Annotated in this window: 16 protein-coding genes; 8 read left to right on the top strand and 8 right to left on the bottom strand. The window is 56.5% G+C overall.

Going from position 1 to position 19,873, the window contains the following annotated elements:
• Positions 1-125 precede the first annotated feature (125 nt).
• Positions 126-380: a hypothetical protein gene (locus V5T57_RS17865; protein ID WP_332892617.1), complete on the top strand. Its 255-nt coding sequence runs from the start codon at positions 126-128 to the stop codon at positions 378-380.
• Between the two features lie 177 nt (positions 381-557).
• Here V5T57_RS17865 and hrpB read toward each other — a convergent pair whose 3' ends face one another.
• Positions 558-3,050: an ATP-dependent helicase HrpB gene (gene hrpB / locus V5T57_RS17860; protein WP_332892616.1), complete on the bottom strand. Its 2,493-nt coding sequence runs from the start codon at positions 3,048-3,050 to the stop codon at positions 558-560.
• Between the two features lie 141 nt (positions 3,051-3,191).
• Here hrpB and V5T57_RS17855 point away from each other — a divergent pair, with 141 nt between their 5' ends.
• The 3 genes from V5T57_RS17855 (at position 3,192) to V5T57_RS17845 (ending at position 6,569) form a co-directional block, all read left to right on the top strand.
• A complete protein-coding gene (locus V5T57_RS17855; protein ID WP_332892615.1) occupies positions 3,192-5,435 on the top strand; it encodes a sensor histidine kinase in 2,244 nt (747 codons plus the stop codon).
• Entirely contained in the window at positions 5,428-6,033 is a 606-nt protein-coding gene (locus tag V5T57_RS17850; protein WP_332892614.1) for a response regulator transcription factor, read from the top strand. The genes V5T57_RS17855 and V5T57_RS17850 overlap by 8 nt, the downstream gene beginning before the upstream one ends.
• Before the next feature lie 77 nt (positions 6,034-6,110).
• Positions 6,111-6,569 (top strand): response regulator, encoded by a 459-nt coding sequence (locus tag V5T57_RS17845; protein ID WP_332892613.1) that lies wholly within the window; start codon positions 6,111-6,113, stop codon positions 6,567-6,569.
• Here the strand turns inward: V5T57_RS17845 and V5T57_RS17840 are convergent.
• Positions 6,528-7,709 carry a carboxynorspermidine decarboxylase gene (locus V5T57_RS17840; protein WP_332892612.1) on the bottom strand — a complete coding sequence of 394 codons (1,182 nt, stop codon included), beginning with the start codon at positions 7,707-7,709 and terminating at the stop codon, positions 6,528-6,530. The genes V5T57_RS17845 and V5T57_RS17840 overlap by 42 nt on opposite strands.
• 219 nt (positions 7,710-7,928) lie before the next feature.
• On the opposite strand from V5T57_RS17840, the gene V5T57_RS17835 reads away from it, so the two are divergent.
• The gene (locus V5T57_RS17835) at positions 7,929-9,128 is read left to right on the top strand and encodes a saccharopine dehydrogenase family protein (RefSeq protein ID WP_332892611.1); all 1,200 of its coding nucleotides are present in this window, start codon (positions 7,929-7,931) and stop codon (positions 9,126-9,128) included.
• 517 nt (positions 9,129-9,645) lie between these two features.
• Here the strand turns inward: V5T57_RS17835 and V5T57_RS17830 are convergent.
• From V5T57_RS17830 to V5T57_RS17820, 3 genes are read right to left on the bottom strand one after another with little or no spacing between them, the layout of a single operon-like run.
• On the bottom strand, positions 9,646-10,203 hold the full coding sequence (locus tag V5T57_RS17830; protein ID WP_332892610.1) for a glycosyltransferase family 29 protein: 558 nt from the start codon (positions 10,201-10,203) through the stop codon (positions 9,646-9,648).
• Between the two features lie 52 nt (positions 10,204-10,255).
• Positions 10,256-11,359, bottom strand: coding sequence for a polysaccharide pyruvyl transferase family protein (locus V5T57_RS17825; RefSeq protein ID WP_332892609.1), 1,104 nt, complete (start codon positions 11,357-11,359; stop codon positions 10,256-10,258).
• The gene (locus V5T57_RS17820) at positions 11,356-13,407 is read right to left on the bottom strand and encodes a tetratricopeptide repeat protein (protein ID WP_332892608.1); all 2,052 of its coding nucleotides are present in this window, start codon (positions 13,405-13,407) and stop codon (positions 11,356-11,358) included. Before V5T57_RS17820 ends, V5T57_RS17825 begins: the two co-directional genes overlap by 4 nt.
• A gap of 737 nt (positions 13,408-14,144) precedes the next feature.
• Between V5T57_RS17820 and V5T57_RS17815 the strand changes: the two genes are divergently transcribed.
• Entirely contained in the window at positions 14,145-15,677 is a 1,533-nt protein-coding gene (locus V5T57_RS17815; RefSeq protein ID WP_442918237.1) for a SulP family inorganic anion transporter, read from the top strand.
• 1,158 nt (positions 15,678-16,835) lie between these two features.
• Positions 16,836-17,006, top strand: a complete 171-nt coding sequence (locus V5T57_RS17810; RefSeq protein ID WP_332892606.1) for a hypothetical protein — start codon at positions 16,836-16,838, stop codon at positions 17,004-17,006.
• A 358-nt stretch (positions 17,007-17,364) separates the two neighbouring features.
• Here the strand turns inward: V5T57_RS17810 and V5T57_RS17805 are convergent, their stop codons facing one another.
• Positions 17,365-17,604 carry a hypothetical protein gene (locus V5T57_RS17805; RefSeq protein ID WP_332892605.1) on the bottom strand — a complete coding sequence of 80 codons (240 nt, stop codon included), beginning with the start codon at positions 17,602-17,604 and terminating at the stop codon, positions 17,365-17,367.
• A 302-nt stretch (positions 17,605-17,906) separates the two neighbouring features.
• On the opposite strand from V5T57_RS17805, the gene V5T57_RS17800 reads away from it, so the two are divergent.
• Positions 17,907-18,203, top strand: a complete 297-nt coding sequence (locus V5T57_RS17800) for an STAS domain-containing protein (protein WP_332892604.1) — start codon at positions 17,907-17,909, stop codon at positions 18,201-18,203.
• Between the two features lie 184 nt (positions 18,204-18,387).
• Here the strand turns inward: V5T57_RS17800 and V5T57_RS17795 are convergent, their stop codons facing one another.
• Both V5T57_RS17795 and V5T57_RS17790 read right to left on the bottom strand, forming a co-directional pair.
• A complete protein-coding gene (locus tag V5T57_RS17795) occupies positions 18,388-18,684 on the bottom strand; it encodes an STAS domain-containing protein (protein WP_332892603.1) in 297 nt (98 codons plus the stop codon).
• A 695-nt stretch (positions 18,685-19,379) separates the two neighbouring features.
• Entirely contained in the window at positions 19,380-19,691 is a 312-nt protein-coding gene (locus tag V5T57_RS17790; protein WP_332892602.1) for a hypothetical protein, read from the bottom strand.
• Positions 19,692-19,873: the final 182 nt, after the last annotated feature.

Below are 19,873 nucleotides of genomic sequence, written 5' to 3'. Positions count from 1 at the left end.
CCGTTGTGGCGGCATCGGCTCAGAACCGCCCCCCATGGTGTGGGGGGGGGGTAGATACCCAAGGTGATGGATTCTCATGTGCTGGTAGCCCGGTCAGCCGTCCGGCCCCATGAAGCACCAGCCCCTTGCTGTGGCCTCACCCATCCGGTTTGGCCCGTCATAAACCAGCCTGCCCCATAGAGCCACTACCGTTTGCTAAACCGGGCGCCGGTGGGGGTCTGGGCCTGTTGGGACGCATCGACCCTGCCAAGACCCATCGTCTTGGCGGGCACCAAAGCCGCCCTCCGTTTGCTAAGCTGGGTGCCGGTGGTACCTGCCACTGTACACAACCTTCGGGCAACCGAGGTGCCTTGCTCGGCTCGACACAGCCTGCCCCATAGAGCCACCACCGTTTGCTAAACCGGGCGCGGGTGGGGATCTGGGCCTGTTGGGACGTATCGACCCGCCAAGATCCATCGTCTTGGCTTGGCACAGCCTACCCCATAGAGCCACCACCGTTTGCGCGACAGGGCGCGGGTGGGGATCTGGGCCTGTTGGGACGCTTCGACCCGCCTAGGCTACTTTCTTGGCTTGGCACGGGCGGTGGCCTGGGCCTGCCAGGGATCTTCCGGCCAGTGGTGTTTGGGGTAGCGCCCCCGCAGCTCTTTGCGTACCTCTGGCCACGTGGTGTCCCAAAACCCTTTAAGATCACGGGTTACCTGCACCGGGCGCCGTGCCGGGTTGAGTAGATGCAGGGTGATGGCAATGTTACCCCCACCCAAGCGTGGACTCTCCGCCAACCCAAACAGCTCCTGAATACGCACCGCCAACACCGGCTGCTCACCCTGGACATAGTCGAGCTTAATGCGGGAGCCACTGGGCACCCCATAGTGGGTCGGCAGGGTCTGTTCCAAACGCTGCTGCTGGGGCCAATCCATCATCGCTTGAAGGATCTCCACCATGTTCAACCGTTCCAGTTGGCTGCGTCGGTTTATGCCGCTGATAAAGGGTCCCAACCACTGCTCCAACCCCGCCAGCAGCGCCTCTTCCGTCATCTGCGGCCACCCTTGCTCCAGTGTGGCCATAAGCTGCATGCGGGCTTTTAGTTGATGGGCTGCGGGGCTCCAGGGCAACACCGCCAACCCCATACGCTTAACCCCCGTCAGCATGGCCGCCAAGACAGCTTCAGCGGGGGCCTCTCCCTGCAACGCCTGCTGGGCTAACACCAGCGCCCCAAAACGCTGTTGACGGTTGGCCTCTACCCGCTGTTGACGATCCGACCAGACAATATGCGCCTGCCACACCAAGCTGTCGGGAAACTGCTGCATGAGGGCATCCTGTTCCAAGCCCATGGCCAGATAGGCCCGTCCCTCCCCCTCCCCTGCATCCAGCGCGGGGATAACCAGCAAGGGCTCCCCACTGATGGGGTCCCGTTCATCCACCCGCACCCCGCGCCCACTGGCCAACCGGTAGACCCCACGCTGGCCATGGCGTAACTGGGCCACCCGGTCGGGATAGGCCGCCACCAGCAGCAACGCCAAATCCCCCTGAGCCTGCTGCTTGGGGGATACCTTTAACAAACGCCGTAGCTGGTTGGCGGCCCGTACAATGGCGGCCAGTGCCCCTTCATCCCCACCCCCGGCATCCCCCCGTTGCCGAAAGCGCACCAACATCTGCCACCGTGCCTGCAGATCCAAATTGCGTTGCCGTGACCGTAGCGGGTCCCGTTCACTGAGCAGGGCCGCCACATCACAGGCCATGGCTTGGCTGGCGGCATCGTCGCACACCGTCACCATATGGGCCAAACGGGGGTGCAGCGGCAGGGACGCCATACGCCGCCCCTGGGGGGTGATGCGATGGTCGGCATCCACCGCCTGTAAAGAGATCAACAAAGCCCAGGCCTGGGCCACCGCCCCTGTAGGCGGTGCATCCAACCACGCCAGTTGCTGGGGGTCGGGCATGCCCCACAGGGCCAGCTCCAACATTAATGGGGCCAAATCTGCTTCACGAATTTCCGGTGGGGTGGCCGGTTGCAAACCCCGCTGTATGGTCTCGGACCACAACCGGTAACAGACACCAGGGGCCATACGCCCCGCCCGCCCCGCCCGCTGCTGGGCTGAGGCGTCTGAAATACGCAGGGTCTCCAGCCGGGTTAAACCGTTACCGGGGTGAAAACGTGGCCGTTTACAGCGCCCGCCATCCACCACCACCCGGATCCCCGGTATGGTTAAGCTGGTCTCCGCAATATCGGTTGCCAAAATGACCCGCCGCCCCCCCTCTTGCCAGGGTTTAACCGCCCGGTCTTGCTGCTGGCTGCTCAGCTCTCCATAGAGCGGCAGCAGGGTCACACCCTGGGGCAGGTTGGCGTTTAAATCTGCTTCCACACGGCGGATCTCACCGGCTCCTGGTAAAAAAGCCAGCAGATCCCCCGGCGACTGATCCAGCGCTTGGCGAATGGTCGCTACCATGGCGGGCACCAGATGGGGCGCCTCTTGCGCCCGGTAGCGGATCTCTACCGGGTAACTGCGCCCATGGGCCTCAATAATGGGCGCCTCGCCCAACAGGGTGGCCAGTTTTTGGGTCTCTAAGGTGGCGGACATCACCAGCACCCGCAGATCATCGCGCAGCTGCTGAAGATCCAGGGTCAAAGCCAAGCCCAGGTCACCCTGTAAGGAGCGTTCATGAAACTCATCAAACAGGATCGCCCCCACCCCTTGCAGCTCAGGATCCTGCTGTAGGCGCCGGGTTAGGATCCCCTCCGTCACCACCTCAATACGCGTCTGCGGGCTCACTTTACGCTCAAAACGAACCTGATAACCGACCCGCTCCCCCACCGGTTCCCCCAGCAGGTCAGCCATACGCCTGGCGGCGGCGCGGGCGGCCAAACGCCGGGGCTCCAGCATCAAAATCCGCTGCCCAGCCAGCCACGGGGCATCCATCAACGCCAGGGGCACAACCGTGGTTTTACCCGAACCTGGCGGGGCACAAAGGATGGCACAGGGGTGTTGGCTGAGGGCCTGTTGCACATCGGTTAAGGATGCAACAATGGGCAGGTCCGGGGGGGTAAACATGGCAGCTCCGTGCAGAAAATAGAGCCTCTACCATACCGATCTGTTTGCGCTCAGACAATCTCTTCTCCCCCAGCTTATGGATGGTGTTATGATGAGCCCGTTCCCTGAGCACACCTGAACCTGTGAAGATAGAGTAATACGGTGCAGACACCTACCCCGATCCATTCTGTCCATACAGTACCGCTGCCACCGGCCATGCGCCGCCGTGCGCTGTTGCGTTTTATACCGCTGCTGGTGTTAACCTCTGGCTTACTATTTTTGGTCATGTGGATCCCCTGGTGGTTGGATGGACAGCTGCAAGTTCAGTCTGAAAAACTGCGTCACCAGGCGCAGCTAACCTTGGTTAAACAGCGCCTGGACAACAGTTTTCAGGTGGTGGTGCAGGATCTTAAACTGCTCAGCGGCAACCCCAGTCTAATGCGCTATCTGACCCGCAGCGACGAACCCCACCGCCAACAGGTGGAGGCGCAGTTTTTACGGTTTGCCAATATCCGGGGGGTGTATGACCAAATCCGCCTGCTGGACCACAACGGTATGGAGCTCATCCGCATTAACCGCTCTGAAGGGCGCAGCGCGGTGGTGCCAGCCTACAAGCGCCAATCCAAAAAACACCGCTACTACTTTAAACAGAGCTGGGCCATGGCACCGGGGCGTATTTATGTCTCCAAAATGGACCTGAATATGGAGAATGGCCAGATCCAACACCCCTTAAAACCGATGATCCGCTTTGCCGTGCCCATTGCCGACCTACAAGGACGCAAACGGGCTGTGGTGGTGTTGAACTACCGCGCCCAACAGGTGTTGGACCTGTTTAAAAATGCCATGACCATCAACCGCAGAGGGGCCATGTTGTGCGATGCCGATGGCTACTGGATGGTCGGCCGCACCCCCCAGGAGGAGTGGGGGTTTATGTTTGACCATGGGTTGCGGTTTGATACCCGCATGGCCAAAACCTGGCAAGAGATTACTCAGCAGCCCCAAGGGGTGATTGAAAACAGCGACGGGCTGTTCTTTTTCCGTACCGTCGACCCGATCTCCCAACTCTGGCGGGATCATACCGACACCCCCCCAGTGTGGGCCAAAAACTACCACTGGAAGGCGGTGTCGTGGATCCCCCCCCATGCTTGGCCTACCCCATGGAACAGCCCCTTTTGGATCTTAACCTACATACTGCTGCTGAGTTTGGCGGCCATTGCCTTATGGCAGCTGCTGTTGGGACGTATTAAACAGGGCTATTGGGTGCAGGAGATCGCCCACAGTGAATCCCGCTTACGGGCGGTGTTTGATAACGCCGCCGTCGGCGTGGCGGTGGTGGATGACCAGGGTATGGTGCGTCAGGCCAACGCCACCTTGCTGCGTATGTTTGGTATGCAGTCCCACGGGCCGTTATGTCTCCACTGGCCCTCTTTTATTCACCCCGAAGAGAAGCTCACCGTAGAGGAGCTGTTGGCGGGCATGTCGCGCCACAACAAGCAGGCTCCATCCCGCACCATCCGCCATGAACGGGCGGGACAGTGGTGGTATGCCCGGACCTTTATCTCCCCGGTGTTTAATGAAGATGTCGCCACCCCTCTGGCCATGCTCATTTTAGAAGATGTCAGTGAGTGGGTAGAGGCCGACCGTAAAGAGCGTGAGCTGCAAGATCAGCTGCTGCACATGGGCCGGGTGAGCCAAATGGGGGAGCTGGCGGCCTCTCTGGCGCATGAGGTTAACACCCCCCTGGGGACCATTGTGAACTATGCCCAAGGGGCGCTGCGGCGCATGGATAACGGCCACTGCGACACCAAACAGTTGGCCACCGCCCTGCGGAGTATTGATGGCCAAGCCCGGCGCATTAGTGCCATTATCAGCCGGGTCCGGGGCTTTATGACCAAACAGGAAGTACCGCCCCTTAAACGCTTTAATATGCTGGATCTGCTACAAGATACCCGAACCTTCTTGGAACCACGCTTGGAACGCACCCAAGCAGAGGTTGACATCCAACCGAAAGTAGGGGACTTTTTTATTAAAGCGGATCCTATTCAAATGGAACAGTTGGTGATGAACCTGCTCTTCAACGCCGTTGAGGCGATGGAGTTTAACACCGAACACCCCAGACAGGTCTCCATACAGTGTGTCGCGCAGTCGCCGGGCACCCTGCAGCTTGTGATTGTGGATAACGGCCCCCCCATGGCCGCCGATGCACTGGAACAAGCCCAGGAGCCTTTTTACACCACCAAGCCCTATGGCATGGGTATGGGGCTGGCCATTTGCCGTACCATTGTGGAGAACCATGGTGGTGATTTACAGATGGCCCCCAACCCCGAGCGCGGTGCCACGGTAACCATCCTGTTACCCACGGGACTGGAGCAAGAACACCTAGTGTTGGAGCATGATCATGAGTAAAGCACGGGTCTATTTGGTGGAAGATGATGCCGACTTCCGGCAATCTCTCTGCTGGTTACTGGAGTCGATTGAGGTTGAGGCGATCTGCTGTGATGGGGGCGATGCGTTCCTGGAGAAGTGGAACCCTGGCGAGCCCAGCTGCATTATTTTGGACCTGCGCATGCCCCGCATGGGGGGGCTGGAGCTACAAAAGCGTATTCGAGATCATGACCAAAACACCACGGTGATCTTTTTATCCGGCCACGGCACCCTACAGACGGCGGTACACGCCATGAAACAAGGTGCCGCCGATTTTTTTGAAAAACCCTTGGATGAACAACGCTTTCTAGATCGGGTTCAGGAAGTTCTGTTGGATCTGGAAGCACGCAAACAGACGGTTGCCGGACAGAGCGTGCTGCTTAAGGCGCTCGAAGAGCTCACCCGCCGGGAACGGGAAATTTTTGAACTGCTGCTGCAAGGCCACACCACCAAGCAGATGGCGGAAAGTTTAAATGTCTCCAACCGCACCGTCGACACCCACCGCGCCAATATATTGGGCAAGCTCGAGGCCCGCTCCATGGTTGAGCTGATCTCCCGCTACCGAGATGTCCCCCTCTAAGCGGCGGCCCTGCCCAATCTTAGTAAGTCACCCCCATCGCCGGAGCCTGAAAACAGCCCCGTTAAGAGAGCCACACCATGTCTGACAAAGCGCGTATTCTGGTGGTGGATGATGCCCCGGAAAACATCGCCGTGATAAGCAACACCTTGAAAGAGGACTATACAATCCTTGCCGCCACCCGTGGTGAAAAGGCCTTGGAGATTGCCGCCAAGACCCCCAGCCCAGATCTGATTTTGCTGGATATTATGATGCCAGGTATGGATGGCTACGAGGTGTGCCGCCGCCTCAAGAGCGCCCCGGCCACCCGCAGCATTCCCATTATCTTCCTCACCAGTAAGGATACGATTTTGGATGAGGCCAAAGGGCTGATGTTGGGCGCGGTGGATTATATGATGAAACCGGTGGATGCCACCCTGGTTAAAGCGCGCATTCGTGCCCACCTGATGCAACAGCAGATGTGGAAAAAACGGGAAGCCAACCTGCTGGACCACATTCTACGGTTGGAGGCCAAGCTGGCCCTGCAAGAGATCAAGTGACCCCTCGTTTAAAAGATGCACCGGTGGGGGTTGCAAGCCGTTAAAGGTGGTCATTTTTACCAAGGTGTAGTGGGCCATATCCAAAAACACCAAGCGCTGCCCCACCTGCAAAGGGTGCGGAAAGCTGTAGAGACCAAAATAGTCCCCAGATAGGCAGGAGTGCCCCCCCAGCCGATAGGTGTGTGCATACTCTTGAGCCCGCCCCGCGCCCCATAGGGTCGGACGCCAGCCCAGATCCAGCACATCGGTCACATGGGCAGCGGCAGAGACATCCAACACCACACTGGGCAGCTCGGTGTGGATAATATCCTCCACCTGGGCCACCAACACCCCACTGCCAAACACCGCCCCAGCCCCAGGCTCCAAAATAACCTGCACCCCATAACGGGCGCTAAAAGCCTTAATCAACTCAACCAACCGGTCACGGTCATAATCTGGGTGGGTGATTAAATGCCCCCCGCCAAAATTGACCCACTTGAGCTTAGGCAGCCACACGCCAAACTTGGCCTCTACCGCCGCCAGCGTCTCTGCCAGGGCCTCAGGACCCTGCATACAGAGGGTGTGAAAGTGCAACCCTTCCAGGCCATCCACCGCATCGGCCTCAAACAGCGCAGCAGGTACCCCCAGGCGGGAGCCCGGTTGGCAAGGGTCGCAGCTGTCAAAATCTGTACGGGTAGAGTGCTCGGGGTTGATGCGTATGCCCACCGAAGCGCTGCTGTCACGTAGGTGCGTCTTATAGCGCCGCCACTGGCCAAAGGAGTTAAACACAATATGGCTGGCATGTTCTGCGTAGTAGGCCATCGCCTCAGGTTGATAGGCCGGTGCGTAGAGATGCAACGCCCCCCCAACAGCCTTTTTCCCCAACTGGGCCTCATGCAACGAACTGGCGGCGACCCCATGCAGATAGGGCTTTAAGTACGCCAACGCCTGCGCATGGGCAAACGCTTTAAGCGCCAGGATTATGGTGGCCCCACTGCGCTGCGCGACATCCGCCAGGATGCGACCATTTTGCATTAATCTTTGCCCATCCAACAGGTAGTGGGGGCTGGGGATCTTGGTCAGATCAAGCTGCCGCACCAGGCTCTCACCCGGCAGGTCCGTCATGGGGTCTTCGATCCAGCTGGTTGGAGTGATGCTCATGGGCCACCGGCCTAAACAGAGGGGAAAAATTCGGGGGATGGGGGTCTGTCAAGCTGACCGCACCACCCTATCGCCGCATTTAATCACACCTTAGCAGCTTTGAGGATCTTTTTTTCGCACATTTGTCACACGTAATTTGCTTGATCTCCCCCCCTATCCCGATCATTATCTGAACGCCCTCTGTGTTGGCATGGATCCTTTGTCTGGAGTAGATGTACGATGAGCCGAATCATGATCATCGGTTGTGGCGGTGTAGCCTCTGTGGTGGTCCATAAGTGTGCCAGCCGACCCGATATCTTTAGCCACATCACCTTGGCCAGCCGTACCCTGAGCCGCTGTCAAACCCTCACCGATAAGCTACCGGACCATTTTGCCCCCATTGAGCTGGCTCAGGTGGATGCTGACGCTGTGCCGGAACTGGTGGCCTTGATTAAAAAGAGCAAGCCGGAGCTGGTGATCCATGTGGCCCTGCCCTATCAGGACCTTACCATTATGGAGGCCTGTTTACAGACCGGGGTACACTATCTAGACACCGCCAACTATGAGCACCCCGACGCTCACGGTTTTGAATATAAAGAGCAATGGGCCTACCACACACGCTTTAAAGAGGCCGGTTTAATGGCGCTGCTGGGGTGTGGTTTTGACCCTGGGGTGACCAACGTCTTTAGTGCTCATGCGCAAAAAAATCTGTTTGATCGCATTCAAACCATTGATATTTTTGACTGCAATGCGGGGGATCACCACCAAGCTTTTGCCACCAATTTTAATCCTGAAATCAACATTCGGGAGATCACCCAACCGGGCCGCTATTGGGAAAAAGGGGTGTGGAAGAGCATTCCTGCCCTCTCCGAAAGCAAGATGATTGATTTTCCAGGTATTGGCGAACGCCGGGGCTACCTGATTTATCATGAGGAGGAGGAGTCCCTGATCCAGAACATTCCGGGTCTGGAACGCATCCGTTTTTGGATGACCTTTTCCGAGGCCTACCTCACCCACCTGCGGGTACTGGAAAATGTTGGCATGACCCGCATTGACCCGGTGATGTACGAAGGCACCCCCATCATCCCCCTACAGTTTCTTAAAGCGCTGTTGCCCGACCCGGGATCTTTGGCGGAAAACTACCAGGGTCAGACCTCCATTGGCTGTCATATCCACGGCCAAAAGTATGGGCAGCCTAAGACGGTGAGAATTTTTAACATATGCGATCACGCCCAGTGCTACCAGGAGCTTGGGGCCCAGGCGGTCTCCTACACCACCGGTGTGCCCGCCATGATCGGTGCGGACCTGATGCTCAGCGGCCTGTGGAAAAAAGCGGGGGTCTACAATGTGGAGCAGTTTGATCCCGATCCTTTCATGTCACGCTTAAACAGCTTCGGCCTACCCTGGAGCGTGGAGACCCTAAGCCACGACACCTTTTAAGGGCCCCCAGGGCAGCCCCTCTACGGGATTATCCTTACCCATGCGCGCAGAGACAAACCGGACTTGGCCCCCCATGGACCCAAGCCGTATTGCCTATGGCCTTCAGCACAGCGGGAAAGCGCTGGCCCAGCAGACAAGGGCCCAAGCAGACGCTGAAAAGAGCCCCTGATGCTTTTTGTGGGGGGGAACGCCCCACCTAAGTGCGCGTGGGGGGGGGTGAAGACCGCAGGTATGGCGGATCAACCAACCGCGCCAACGGGGCGAGCTGTGGCTGGCCTATATCCAGGCTACCCCTTACACGTTAAAGCACCCGGGGAGCCGCGCCGCCGGTTAAACCCAGATCTGTCATAGAGCAGGGCTGACCGGCAACCCCAGGCCAGACCTAGACCAGCCAGGATAAAAGGCAGGATAAAAGCAACGGGGGCACCCTGTGGGGCTTGGTGCGCCCAGGCCGCCTACCCTGCCACCAAGGCCGGGGCAAGGTGGCCCCTAACCGTGCTGTTTGGCACCACCCCGGTTAGTAGAAACGCCATCCCCGTGCTTTGAGCAGGGCCTGTATATACTCAGCTTCCCGATCAAAATCATGCACAGAGCGGTTGGTGTTGCCATCATAAAAGGTGGGGCTTTTTTTAAAGTCAAACCCAAACACCCCCATGTGCGCCGCACCCATTTGGGTCACCATATCCACACACATCGCCCCGACTGAAGGGCGTGCCCCCAGTTGTTGATGCAGGGCATGCCACAGCGGCAGCGGATAAAAAATCTGGCTGGGATCTGGGTTATGCTCCCGCATGGAAGGGGACATCCACACCGTGTGGGCCGGTCTTTGATCGACAGGCCAGTGCGGAATGGTAAAGATCTGTGAAAACACATGCACATGAAACTTGGCGCCCTGCTGTTTGACATCCCGAATATAGCCACTGTTCATGCGTAAAACGATGTCATGCCCATCAATGGCCCCACCCAGGTTTTTTTGAAACAGGGAGGCGGCATTCCCCACCACAGCGACGGAACGTTTATGAAACAGGGTATGTAGATAGGCCTGGTCATGCTGCTCCGGTTTTAGACCATGCATGGTACTGCCCCTTCCTATGGTGCCTTAGACCGTCAGCCAAAGCCGCAGCCCGTCACCGTTCGTGTGCTTGATGAAACAAAAAATGGTGCGCCAGATCTTGATTAACCCGGCTCAATTGCAAGATCTCCTCCCGTACGGAGGCATCTGCCGTTTGTTGGCGAATGGCCTGTAAAAAGGCATCGCGGTTGGGCAGGGTTAAAAAGTGACTCTTCTTCAGCCACAGCCCCACCCGCCAACCGCTAATACCCTGGATCTTTGGGGTGTTGCTCTCCCCAACAAACAGCGGAACACCCAAAAAGTTGGCCGCCACCACATAGTGAAAACGGTCGGTTAAGATCGCCCGGCTCTTGTTTAGGATCGAGAAAAAACGCTGCTCATCGGCACAGTTCACAAAGTCACAGCGGTGGCCAAAGTGGGCCTGTAGCGCTTTTAAAGCCGCCACATCCTCCAACGCCGGTTGACGGTGGGCCCCCATGACAAAAGCACAGCGAAGGCCCAGCGTTAACGCATGCTCCACATAGTCAATGGTCTCCGCCACCGGGGTGGCCACACCACTGCTCAGGCACAGATCATAAGCAGGCACCTGGTCATCCAGCTCTAAGGTGTGCAAAAAAAGCGGGAGGGAGTCATACCCCTGCTGCACGGGCACCCCCATCTGCTCGGCCACCTGTTTGGAGATGGGATCTCGCACCACCACCCCATCCATCACCCGTAGCACCTTTTGGTACAGACGCTGGGCCAGCTGATCGTCGGCACTTTGGGGTTGCTGCGCCTTACCGTAGGGAAAAAGCGAACCATTCACCAGCATCACCGGGGTGGCCATCCAACGTTTGGCGTACCAAGCCAGCCACAGCAGCATACGGGCCGAACCACGCAACCGGTGCAGGGTTCCCTCCATATTCACCACCACCAGGTCGGCCTCTTCCATCAATACCGAGGTGAGAATGTTGGTGTCGTGAAACTGCTCAGCAAAGGCTTTTTCCTCAAACTGGGCTTCCTCTGTCACCACAGGCTGGGCATGGTGGCTGTAGTTAACCGGCATGGTCCGCACCATACAGCCACGGGCTTGAAAACCACGAACCAACGCTTGAGAGGTGCCATGACAGCCATGGTGGTAGGTGCCCGAAGTATCATTAATAATCAAGACACTTTTCATGCGCCACGCCCCCCTTGCGACAACCAGCTTGGCAGGGTTTTTAACACCGCAGCAATGCCATGAGACCACTGATATTTAACCGGGTTGCGCAGCAGTTTCAGGCTACGGTACCAGTAGCTCTCGGTTCCCTGCACCCCCCAACGCCAGCTGGGCTGTAGCGGCAGCAGGACCATGGTGGGTTTATCCAGCGCACCAGCCACATGTACGGTGCTGTTGTCGATAGAGATCACCCCATCACACGCCTCAACCTGGGCGGTAAAGTCATCCAAAGAGGCCATGGCATCCACGGTTTCATCCTGATAAAGCGTACACCCCAACTGTTGGCGCAGGGCGTCACACTGCGCTTGCACCGCCCCATACTGAAGATTGACAAAAAAACAGTGGCTACCAAAGCGGGCCTGCAGCGGGGCCATGAGCACCGGTAGGGGGATGGAGCGTTCATCGGTAAAGGCTTCCGCTGAGGTTTGCCAGGAGATCCCAATAATGGTTTTGCCTTGGGCCATCTGCTGATAACGACGGCGGAGTTCCGTCACCAAAGGGGCATCGGCCTGTAGGTAGGCACGTTGGGGCACAAGCGGAAAACCCCGTTCATCACACAAATATTGAAACAGGCTGTTGGCAAAAGCGCGGTAGTCAAACCGGCTATTATCGGGCAGCCCCTGGGAGCCTTTAACCAGAAAACGTACCCTTTTATGGGCAAAGGAGCGCTCAAAAAGGGGCATTAAACGGGCGTCACACTCCCACACCACCTCGGCCCCCCGCGCCAACAGGGCAGGCAGCTGGGCAGCAAACATCACCTCATCCCCTACCCCTTGCTCTTGCATGACCAAAATCTGTTTGCCCTGCAGCGGTTGCCCCTGCCACATGGGCCATTGGGTATGGCGGTCCAGGTGGCTGGCTTCATGGGTCTTTAAACGCCAATGAAAACCCTGCCAAGCCTCCTTAAAACGGGCCATATAGAGCAGCAGTTCCGCACGGGCACTGTGCCCCCCGGCATGGCTGGGTTTAAGGGTTAAAAGCTGATCCAAGCAGGCCAGCGCGGGTTCCACCGCCCCCTGCTGCCAATATAAAATCCCTCTATTCAACCAAGCGGCCGCCAGCTCGGGTTGACGATCCAACGCCTGTTGATAGAAAAAAGCCGCCTCCTCCAACCGATCCTGCACAAACAGCAGGTGCCCATAGCCATTGAGCAGCAGAGGATGATCTGGCCAACGTTGCAACCCCTGCATATAAAGGGCCTGCGCGGCATTCAGTTGCTCTTGGTCCTTTAACACACTGGCCAGCCCCAGCAGAGACTCCAACAAGCTCTCATCCCGGCTTAAGGCCGCTTGAAAGGCCTCCTGCGCTTTCACCTTATGGCCCAGCTGTTGATAGATCAAACCGACCTTCTGGTAGGCCATGGCACTGTGGGGATGGTGGACCATACACCCCTGTAGCAGGTGCAGCGCCTGGGTTGGCTGATCCTGCCCCACCAGAATATCACTAAGGCACAACTGGGCCTGTAGATGGGTGGCATCTTTATCCAACAGCGTTTGCAGGTGGGTTTGGGCTTCGTCATAAGCCTCCTGCTCCAGCAGCACAAAGGCTAGGTTTAACAGGGCGGTTTCAAAACCAGGGTGGATCGACAGCGCCTGTCGGTAACAGCTTGCCGCGGCGGACCACGCCTTTTTTTCTGAACGGAGCACCCCTAAATTAACCCACGCCACCAAATTACGGGGTTGTAAGGCCACCGCCTGTTCAAAAAGCTGTTCGGCCTGCTCTTTGTGTTGCTGCATTAACTGCACAATGCCCAGATCGGTGAGGATTTTAGCATCTGGCCCCATGGTGAGCGCTTTGTCATAACAGTGCGCGGCCTGCGCCAACTGGGAGAGCTGCTGGTAGATCGTGCCCAGCAGATGCCACGCCCCAGGGCTGCGGTCATGGTGCGCCAAAAAGCGTACACAGGCCTGCTCAGCCTCATGGAAAGCACCATGGGCCAGCAACGGCTGCACATGCCGCGTTAAATCTTGCACCGAGCCCGAGGCCCAAGGTGTGGAGTCTGTATGCAAAAGTTTCTACTCTCTACCTGATAACGATCACACCCCGCCAGGGTATGATCCACCATGACAGTCAGAGCATGGATTATCCATACTCAGAACCGATTACGCAAAGATCCAAACCCCCACAGGCCATGGCAGGAGAGTTTGAACCCCAGCCCGCCCTTGGCTGAAAATGCGATCCAGGGGTAAACCTGGCCCTCTCCATAGCGCCGTTAACATCTCTTGCTCAGGGCTACATCGGCCCTCTCCACAGCGCTGTTGGAACCTCAACCGGGGTTGAACCAGCCCTGTCCATAGCCCCGTTGGCATCTCTAGTTCAGGACTGAATGGGCCCTGTCCACGGCGCCCCGTTTAAGTACAATCCACCGGCTCGCCCAAGGGTCCGACTTCTTTTATATAAGGGGGCGCCTGGATAAACCTATTCATCAGGAAAATCCCACCTACCTACAATTGAAAGCTTGACCTATGCATGGGACCCGCTAGAATCCAGCCTCTGTTCTTGCGATCCTTACCGGCCAGTCCACACACGTTGAGGCTACCCAGTTGTAACGCGCATCGCCAACCTGCTGCACACCCTGCGTCTATGTTTCACGATCATCCAGCCGTCAGGTTACCAGCCATTCTCCGCCTAACCATGGGCCTTGAGGTGTTTTGTGTTTGCCAAACTACTGCAAAAATATAATGAGGGCACGCAAAAGCGTGTCGGCCAAATTTTGGCCAATGCCGATGCCGAACGCCGCTCATTGATGAACCGTTTGCTGGAAAATGATAACAGCAGCAGCACCAAAAATGATCTTCTTAGTGGCCTGACCGTTGCGCTGGCGCTGGTGCCAGAAGCGGTGGCCTTTGCGTTTGTGGCGGGTGTAGAGCCGTTGGTGGGTCTGTACTCGGCCTTTATCATCAGCTTGATCACCGCCATTGTGGGTGGCCGCCCTGGTATGATCAGTGGTGCGACGGGTGCTCTGGCTGTGGTTATGGTTGCCTTGGTGGCCGAACATGGCATTGAGTACCTGTTTGCGACCGTGCTGCTCATGGGGGTTATACAGATCGCCGTGGGCTGGTTACGGTTGGGTAAGTTTATCCGTATGGTACCCCACCCGGTGATGTTGGGCTTTGTGAACGGTCTGGCCATTGTCATCTTTTTGGCCCAGCTTAAAAGCTTTCAGATAGAGGATGCCACAGGCGCCTCCCAGTGGCTTGGGGGTATGCCGCTCTGGACCATGCTGGGGCTGGTTGGTTTGACCATGGCCATTATCTACCTGCTGCCAAAGTTCACCAAAGCCATCCCCTCAGCCCTGGCGGCGATTATCTTTGTGTCACTGCTGGTGATCGGCCTGGGTGTGGATAGCCGCACTGTGGGGGATATGGCCTCTATTGCAGGGGGTCTGCCTGAGTTCCACATTCCCATGGTGCCCCTCAACCTGGAGACCCTGTATATTATCCTGCCCTACTCCATTATTCTGGCCGCCATTGGCTTGATCGAATCTCTGCTCACCATGAGCTTGATTGATGAGCTAACCCAAAGCCGGGGCCGGGGTAACCGGGAGTGTGTGGGTCAGGGTGTGGCCAACATTGTCACCGGTTTTTTTGGGGGTATGGGCGGTTGCGCCATGGTCGGTCAGAGCATGATCAACGTAAAATCCGGGGGGCGTGGCCGTCTGTCGGGGATTACCGCAGGGATCATGGTGCTGATGTTTATTCTGTTTGCCTCCTCCTTAATTGAGATGATCCCCATCGCCGCACTGACCGGTGTGATGTTTATGGTGGTAATTGGCACTTTTGAGTGGTCCAGCTTCCGTATTATGGGACGTATTCCCAAAACCGACGCGTTTGTCCTGATCCTGGTCAGCGGCATGACCGTAGCAACCGACTTGGCCATTGCCGTTATTGTGGGGGTGATTGTCTCCGCCCTGGTCTTTGCCTGGGAACATGCCCGTCAGATCCGTGTACACGCCTACATTGACGATACCGAAACCAAAGTCTATGAGCTGGAAGGCCCGCTCTTTTTTGCCTCCACCGGCTGGCTGCTGGACCGTCTGGATCCTGTAAAAGATCCCGACCGGGTGGTGATCGACTTTTATGGCTCTCGGGTCATGGACCACAGCGCCATTGAGGCCATTGATACCCTGGCCAACCGCTACCTGAATGAAGGGAAGGATCTGAAGCTGCGTCACCTGAGCCCTGAGTGCCAAGATCTACTGGCGGATGCGGGGGATTTGGTCGAAGTAAACTTGGATAAAGATCCCAAATACTGGGTGGCCGCCGACAAACTGGCCTGATCATACCCAGCCGATTCAAAGCCGAGCTCACCCTGTGTGGGCTCGGCTTTTTTGTGCCCTCTTCCTGGCCATGGGACCCCACCTCCATGGCCAAGGTGAGCATAGACCCAGGACGCCACAACCTCCCGAGCAGATCCTCCCCCTGCGATCCATACAGCCCAATCTAAACCGCGTTGCCTAAACCACCTGACCTCAATGGCGCCCCATCGACAGCCCGATCTAAGCCACCTGACCTCCATGCCGCTACCTAAGCCGCACCATCGACGGCCCAATCTAAGCCACCTGACCTCAATCGTTCGATCTAAACCACCCAACCTCAATGGCGCCACCTAAGCCGCACCATCGACGGCCCAATCTAAGCCACCTGACCTCCATGGTGCCCCATCGACAACCCAATCTAAGCCACCCGACCTCAATGGCGCCACCTAAGCCGCACCATCGATGGCCCGACCTAAGCCACCTGACCTCAATGGCGCCAGCTAAGCCGCCCCATCGACAGCCCGATCTAAACCACCTGACCTCCATGCCGCTACCTAAGCCGTACCATCGACGGCCCGATCTAAACCGTGGTTTCTAAACCCTATAAAGACATCACCTTAGACTGACAGCCAGCTGCTAGCGCTCTTTTTCATGCCTTTTTTAACCTTTTATCGCAACCATTTTGTCACCACGGCCACATAGCAGGTGTCGACATGTAAATGCTATTAACAACATGTTAACAGAAGTCTATTTCTTGGGTATTTTCAACATTCGCACGGAAACAAGCATCGTGACCTATCATTTTTTTTACAGATACCCCTCATAGATATGACAGCACAGGAATAACAGATATTTAGCTTTCTTTACATATCTTTACGAGAAAGCACCATGACTAACTGGTGCTTTTACCTAAGATATAGATAAGATACCCATAGAAGAAAATAGATCCACAGACAACTCTGGAACTCTATGTGAATTCCATGTAACATGTTAATGGTTTTTCTGAAACAGCCTCTATTTAGAGTACAAACTTTTATTCTTTAATGCCGTTTTATACTGAAGAGAAATCACCGGCATCGGCAAAAGGAGCCTAAGCTCCCCCTACAGGGCCTTACCCCCCAGGGGATCAGCCGACGGAACAAACGCTGTATCTAAAAGAGTGAAAGGGAAGAGGTCATCATGAATCGGAAAAAGGTACATAAAGATGAGCGCACCTGTACCATGTGTGGGACTAAGGTAAAAACCGACAGTCAGAAGCTCACCTTCTTGTGCGACCTCTGTCGTGGCAAAGCAGCTTCCATTCAGTTTAAAACCATCAACTCCAAACAAGCTATTTTCAATAAAAGCTAACCCCACCCCAGCTTAAAACGGCCCCCATACCCTGGGAGACAAACCGTCCATGCCCCCTTTAAGGTGTGTTGCAAGCATCCCCTGGGGCATGGCGCAAAGATGTGCGCCCCCCTAACACGCAAACACCGCCCATTGCCATGCACGGTATAAGAGGGATTATACGTTTGCCTAGAACGTGGCCAACCCCATAAAAAAACAGAGCATAAGCCCAAGACCACCGCCCCACACCTAACAGGGGCGCCCGACGATCTGGCCCAGCTTCGGGGGCACACGACCGACGTTGTAAGGGTAAGCGGATTGGGAAAACAGAGAGATCAAGCAGAAGAAGAGCAACAAACCGACAGGCGGGTTTAAACCACTACCATTTGTACTGGTATTTATACAGCGCATCATTCTGTACATCACCAAAGATATTTTTTCTTTTATCTTCGCTGTTGGGAAAGGCAAGGGGTGCCCAGTGGGTGGGTTTTCTTGCTTCAATAATCGCTTCGATATACTTGCTGTTATCGGCATGCTCTACCCAAAACTGCTTACAGTCGGTCATGACGATCCAGACTTTTTCAGGGGGCATTATATCAGCCACTGCAATCCATTCCATACGTCTCTCCAAAATGGTGTGCCCTTACATCCGCACAGGGCCTACCCCATACTTTATTAAGGTGCTCATCATACACCACCCTCCTGGCCTTGTCAGGCAGCAAGCACGCTTTTATCCCCCCCGACATTCGACGCCATCCTTTTTTAGACAACACCTATAGATTTTAGAGTTTTTAGGGAACTGTCCGGCCATCCAGCGACTCCTAAATGAGGTTCCAGCTGAACAGACAGCCGTACTGAACCCTGAAGATGCGATGGGGGTAAAATCTCTGCCCTCTGTTTAACCGTATGGAGTGTTCATTCGTGTCCATCACCACCGAAAAAAATGGCAATCTCTACACCATCTCCATTTTAGGCGATCTCAACCACACGCGGTTACAGGATTTCCGCATGGCCTATCAGTCTGCCCCGCCAGGGTCCCGTTTTCGGGTGAATCTAGACAAAGTAGAGCATATTGATAGCTCTGGCTTTGGCATGCTGCTGGTGCTTAAAGAGCGCTGTGAAAACATTAAGGAAGGGTTAACCCTGCTCAACCCTAACGATGCCGTGCGCAAGCTCCTGCTGGCCATGCAGTTAGACAAGCAGGTTACCATTAAATAAACCCGCCCCAACCGGCCTATCAGGCATATCCCCCATGGAGAGCCGACCCTTGGTCCACCCTTAAATCCTCCCCATGGTCTAAATTTGGGGTTGGCTGTGCGGTTGCCCCGTGAGCAGCCCCCATAAAATGGGGCTGGGGCCACAGCTAGGCTTTTAGGCGACTTCAAAAAAGCGGCACGTTTTTTTACTGGATTAAAACCTGATGGTGCATCTGCACACGCTCCAGTATGGCGCGAATGGTCAGGGGGGTGTGGATTAATTTTACACGCTCTTGCTGACCATCTGTGCTCTCTTTAAGCACCAGCAGCATCCCCATACCGGAGCTGTCAATATGGTCGACCTGTCCCATATCCAATATGTACTGCATATCATCCGGTGCAATCTCAAAAATACGCTTAAAGCGACTATAGAGCGTATAGTCAAACGCCCCTGTAATTTGAATGGTCATAACCCGACCTTCCGTCTGCACATCAAAGGACATGCCGTTCCCCCTTTTATCTCGCCTGCGCTCTGAAAAACCCTACACCGTAGGTGACTGATTTCACAGAAAGAGTGCCCACACCCTAACCATCGTACCAGCTGGCCGCGTTGACCCACACATACGCCACCATCGATGCGCTTAACGTGCCTACCTACATCCTAACTCAGCCCGCCTTCAGAACAAAGCAGTCCAGCACCGTGGCGGTCACACAGAGGCCTGCTTTGGTGCCTACACAGAAAGCGGGCCACACCCGACCCATCGTTATAGGGTGCCTGCCGACCGGTTAAGGGGTGATGCTCAGCCAACGTCATATGCCCAGCCCATCCCAGAGCAGGCCCCAACCCGCTTTCTGCTAACACGGGTCAAGCGATCTCTCGACCAACTGTTAACACAGGCCCTTACGACGCCAAGCACCGCTAGGGCTGGATAAAACCACGTCAGGCATTAAAAAAGGGCCGCCGCAACAGCGCCCCTCATGGCCTGGTTGCGGTTGATCCTCTCCCACAGGTGGCTTGGCCGTGTAGGGGCCACACTTCACGGCTAAGAGCTCGCCCCCACGGTACACTTGTGAAGGGTTTGCGCACCCCTACCCCACCAGGTCAAACCACTGCTTGGCCCCTGCGGGGAGAATCTTTACATAGCTGTAGCCATCCTGCTCGCAGCTGTGTTGATAGCTGCGGATCTGCTCAAAGCGGTTATCCACAATCCACCCCACCGCATGCCCCACCAAATGCCCCCCCCCGCTGGCCATCCGCTAACGGTACCGTGCAGTACATCAGATCCACAGGCAGCCCCTGATCTTTGGCCCGGCGGCGGATCTCCAGGGCAAAGTCGTCACAATCCCCATGCAACACCCCGTGGTGGTCTGCAAGGATGCGGTCCCGCTCGGCATCACTGCTCCAGTGCTCCAGCTGGTCAAACTGCTGGGTGTCCGGCACATAGACAAAAGCCCCTTTAAGCTCAAAGTGCAGGCGGGCTAACAACTGCTCTACCGGTTTATGGCTCATGCGCCCCGCCTTGCGTCCGTCTGTTCATCGCTTCCCACCCCGGCATTGGGCTGGTGGGGCGTCCCACCTGCGGTTGTTGGCTGGGGTCCCCCAACGGTACCGGATAGGGGCTCGGGGCTTGGCACCCCAGCAGCCCCAAACCCAGCAGAACCCCCCACAGCGCGTGTAAACCATACCTGCAT

The sequence above is a fragment of the Magnetococcus sp. PR-3 genome (genome assembly GCF_036689865.1).
Taxonomy (GTDB): domain Bacteria; phylum Pseudomonadota; class Magnetococcia; order Magnetococcales; family Magnetococcaceae; genus Magnetococcus.
The sequence above is the reverse complement of the archived record's forward strand: the minus strand, read 5'-3'. Positions and strand labels throughout refer to the sequence as shown.

Coding starts and splice junctions, on each gene's coding strand:
- hrpB (WP_332892616.1), bottom strand. CDS start 3,050: ATGTTTACCCCCCCGGACCTGCCCATTGTTGCATCCTTAACCGATGTG.
- V5T57_RS17850 (WP_332892614.1), top strand. CDS start 5,428: ATGAGTAAAGCACGGGTCTATTTGGTGGAAGATGATGCCGACTTCCGG.
- V5T57_RS17845 (WP_332892613.1), top strand. CDS start 6,111: ATGTCTGACAAAGCGCGTATTCTGGTGGTGGATGATGCCCCGGAAAAC.
- V5T57_RS17840 (WP_332892612.1), bottom strand. CDS start 7,709: ATGAGCATCACTCCAACCAGCTGGATCGAAGACCCCATGACGGACCTG.
- V5T57_RS17835 (WP_332892611.1), top strand. CDS start 7,929: ATGAGCCGAATCATGATCATCGGTTGTGGCGGTGTAGCCTCTGTGGTG.
- V5T57_RS17830 (WP_332892610.1), bottom strand. CDS start 10,203: ATGCATGGTCTAAAACCGGAGCAGCATGACCAGGCCTATCTACATACC.
- V5T57_RS17825 (WP_332892609.1), bottom strand. CDS start 11,359: ATGAAAAGTGTCTTGATTATTAATGATACTTCGGGCACCTACCACCAT.
- V5T57_RS17815 (WP_442918237.1), top strand. CDS start 14,145: ATGAACCGTTTGCTGGAAAATGATAACAGCAGCAGCACCAAAAATGAT.
- V5T57_RS17810 (WP_332892606.1), top strand. CDS start 16,836: ATGAATCGGAAAAAGGTACATAAAGATGAGCGCACCTGTACCATGTGT.
- V5T57_RS17805 (WP_332892605.1), bottom strand. CDS start 17,604: ATGGAATGGATTGCAGTGGCTGATATAATGCCCCCTGAAAAAGTCTGG.
- V5T57_RS17795 (WP_332892603.1), bottom strand. CDS start 18,684: ATGTCCTTTGATGTGCAGACGGAAGGTCGGGTTATGACCATTCAAATT.
- V5T57_RS17790 (WP_332892602.1), bottom strand. CDS start 19,691: ATGAGCCATAAACCGGTAGAGCAGTTGTTAGCCCGCCTGCACTTTGAG.